The following is a 2,752-nucleotide window of genomic DNA, read 5'->3' on the forward strand; positions in this document are numbered from 1 at the left end:
TGAAAGTAAAGAACACGTCCAGGAGGAACGCCGGCATGGGCAGAATCATCATGCCCAGCAAGCCCATCAGCATGATTGGTATGCCCAGGTTGCCCCGCGTCAGGGTTTTGACGTTATTGAGGACTAAAGCTCTGTCCATGCCGGATACTTCTCCGATTGGCCGTGCCTGCAGGCGTTTTGAAGGTCGAAAATCTGACACCGGAGCGTCGTTTGGAAGGGTTATCGCAAGATCCGTACCAGCCCTTAGTGGATTTCACGGAACCGGCCATTTGCGGCCTGACTCCCCTTGCCAGATGCGGTATCCTTGCGCCATTTGATCGCGACGCCAAAATTCCAACCAGACACACAGGTGACCCCATGCCAATCCACGAGGTAAAACACCCTCTGATCCGCCACAAGCTCGGCATCATGCGCCGTGCGGATATCAGCACCAAGAATTTCCGGGAGCTGGCACAGGAAGTCGGTGCACTCCTGACCTACGAGGCCACCAAAGACTTCAATCTGCAGGAAAAGACCATCGAAGGCTGGGCAGGGCCGGTTAACGTGGAACAGATTCACGGCAAGAAGGTCACCATCGTGCCGATCCTGCGGGCCGGCCTTGGCATGCTTGACGGTGTCCTCAGCCTGATTCCGGTGGCCCGGGTCAGTGTTGTCGGCCAGATCCGCAACGAGGAAACCCTCGAGGCCAGCACCTACCTTGAAAAGCTGGTGGGCGAACTGGACCAGCGTATGGCCATGATTGTCGATCCGATGCTCGCCACCGGCGGCTCAATGATCTCCACCATTGACCTGCTCAAGAAGGCCGGCAGCACCGAGATCCGGGCCCTGGTGCTGGTTGCCGCGCCCGAAGGTGTTGAAAAGGTTCTGGAAAAACATCCGGACGTGTCTATCTACACCGCCTCCGTTGATGAGCGCCTCAACGACAAAGGCTACATCCTTCCGGGTCTCGGCGATGCCGGCGACAAAATCTTCGGCACCAAGCAAAAGGACGTTTAAGAATGCAGGACCATACCAACGACCCGGTCTGGAAACAGGCCATTGCTGGCTCCCAGATGCTGCTGGTGGCGTTCGGCGCGCTGGTTCTGATGCCACTGATTACCGGGCTGGATCCCAACGTGGCCCTGTTCACCGCCGGCCTGGGCACCCTGATCTTTCACGTGGTGACCGGCGGTCAGATCCCGATTTTCCTCGCGTCGTCCTTCGCCTTTATTGCCCCCGTGATTGCCTCCAAAGGCAAGTTCGGCATGGAAGAGACACTCGGCGGCCTGATGGCAGCGGGTATTCTCTATATTTTCCTCAGTGGACTGGTGCGGCTGCGGGGCACCGGCTTTGTCCGCCGCCTGCTGCCGCCAGTGGTTATCGGCCCGGTGATCATGACTATCGGTCTCGGCCTGGCGCCGGTTGCCGTTCACATGGCCTCCGGCCGCACCGGTGATGGCGCCAACCAGCTGATTCCCTACGACACGGCGATCTGGATCGCCATGATCTCGCTGGCCGTAACCATCATCATGTCGGTCTGGTCGAAAGGCATTTTCCGGCTGATTCCGATCATGTTCGGCGTTATCACCGGCTACATCCTCTCCGCGTTTGCCGGTATCGTGGATACCACGCCAATCCGGGACGCCGCCTGGTTCGCCGTTCCCAACTTTGTTGCGCCGGAGTTCAGCTGGGGCGCCGTGCTGTTCATGATCCCCGTCGCCATTGCCCCGGCCATTGAACACATCGGTGACGTGCTGGCCATCGGCAACGTGACCCGAAAGAACTACCTGGAAAAGCCGGGCCTGCACCGCACCCTGCTGGGTGACGGCCTGGCCACCAGCGCCGCCTCCATGCTTGGAGGACCGCCCAACACCACCTACTCGGAAGTCACCGGCGCCGTTATGCTCACCAAGAATTTCAACCCCAAGGTCATGTGGTGGGCTGCCTGCATCGCCATTGTTCTGGCTTTCGTTGGCAAATTCGGCGCAGCACTGCAAACCATCCCGGTGCCCGTCATGGGCGGCATCCTCTGCCTGCTGTTCGGTTCCATTGCCGTCGTTGGCCTGAACACACTGATCCGCCACCAGGTAGATCTGTCGCAGTCTCGCAACCTGGTTATCGTAGGCGTTACCCTGGTGTTCGGTATTGGCGGCATGGTGCTCGGGCACCTCGAAGGCATCGCGCTCTGTGCGGTGGCTGCCATCATCCTGAACCTGATACTGCCCGGCAGCCGCGAGGCATGGGGTAAAGCCGTCTATGAGCAGAAAGCCGACTGACAGCTCCGGCATGCCCCCCCGCGGCATTCGGTTACGGCAGAAACACCCTCTGCTCCACATGGTCGAAGCCGATCTGCCCGACATGGCCGCCCGCAAGGCCCTCCGCCTGATGGCCACCGGCCGACTGGCCGCCGCCATGGCCAAACGCCCGGGCTCGGTTTACCTCTCCGAAAGCTACTACCAACCCCGCCAGCCGGTGCTGAACACTACCCTCAAAGTGCTCGGTGGCGTCCTCGGGGCCGTTACCCGTAGCGAGGTACCGTTCCACTTCCAGACCGACGAGCAGGCCCGCAAGCACTTCCTGTCCTGCGGCTTTACCTCGACCACGGTCCATGACCCGCGGGCCTCGTATGGGATACTGCCGATTCCGGAAAGCCGCGGGGAGCCGATGGTTCGGGTTATCGAGGCTGGTTGCTGATCTCGCCTTCCACTCCTGCCCCAGCCTGATGATTTAGCGGGAAGAGGTTCGTGGGGCTGCCTCCCAAAAACCGCTACGA

The 2,752-nt window shown here is 60.4% G+C and carries 4 protein-coding genes; 3 read left to right on the forward strand and 1 reads right to left on the reverse strand.

What is annotated here, in order from left to right:
• The coding region (locus B2W52_RS08745; RefSeq protein ID WP_286802546.1) for a hypothetical protein at positions 1-139 on the reverse strand (139 nt) is incomplete at its 3' end.
• 218 nt (positions 140-357) lie between these two features.
• On the opposite strand from B2W52_RS08745, the gene upp reads away from it, so the two are divergent.
• The 3 genes from upp to B2W52_RS08760 are packed head-to-tail and all read left to right on the forward strand — an operon-like array spanning position 358 to position 2,673.
• Positions 358-996 carry a uracil phosphoribosyltransferase gene (gene upp, locus B2W52_RS08750; protein ID WP_008173081.1) on the forward strand — a complete coding sequence of 213 codons (639 nt, stop codon included), beginning with the start codon at positions 358-360 and terminating at the stop codon, positions 994-996.
• A 2-nt stretch (positions 997-998) separates the two neighbouring features.
• The gene (locus B2W52_RS08755) at positions 999-2,255 is read left to right on the forward strand and encodes a uracil-xanthine permease family protein (protein WP_088556889.1); all 1,257 of its coding nucleotides are present in this window, start codon (positions 999-1,001) and stop codon (positions 2,253-2,255) included.
• Positions 2,236-2,673 (forward strand): hypothetical protein, encoded by a 438-nt coding sequence (locus B2W52_RS08760; RefSeq protein ID WP_053112472.1) that lies wholly within the window; start codon positions 2,236-2,238, stop codon positions 2,671-2,673. The genes B2W52_RS08755 and B2W52_RS08760 overlap by 20 nt, the downstream gene beginning before the upstream one ends.
• The last annotated feature ends 79 nt before the right edge of the window (positions 2,674-2,752 follow it).

Origin of the sequence: Marinobacter sp. UBA2498 (genome assembly GCF_002341575.1) — a bacterium.
Classification (GTDB): domain Bacteria; phylum Pseudomonadota; class Gammaproteobacteria; order Pseudomonadales; family Oleiphilaceae; genus Marinobacter; species Marinobacter manganoxydans.

Excerpts from the sequence above, each read along its gene's own strand:
- B2W52_RS08755 (WP_088556889.1), top strand. The coding sequence starts at position 999 with ATGCAGGACCATACCAACGACCCGGTCTGGAAACAGGCCATTGCTGGC.
- B2W52_RS08760 (WP_053112472.1), top strand. The coding sequence starts at position 2,236 with ATGAGCAGAAAGCCGACTGACAGCTCCGGCATGCCCCCCCGCGGCATT.
- upp (WP_008173081.1), top strand. The coding sequence starts at position 358 with ATGCCAATCCACGAGGTAAAACACCCTCTGATCCGCCACAAGCTCGGC.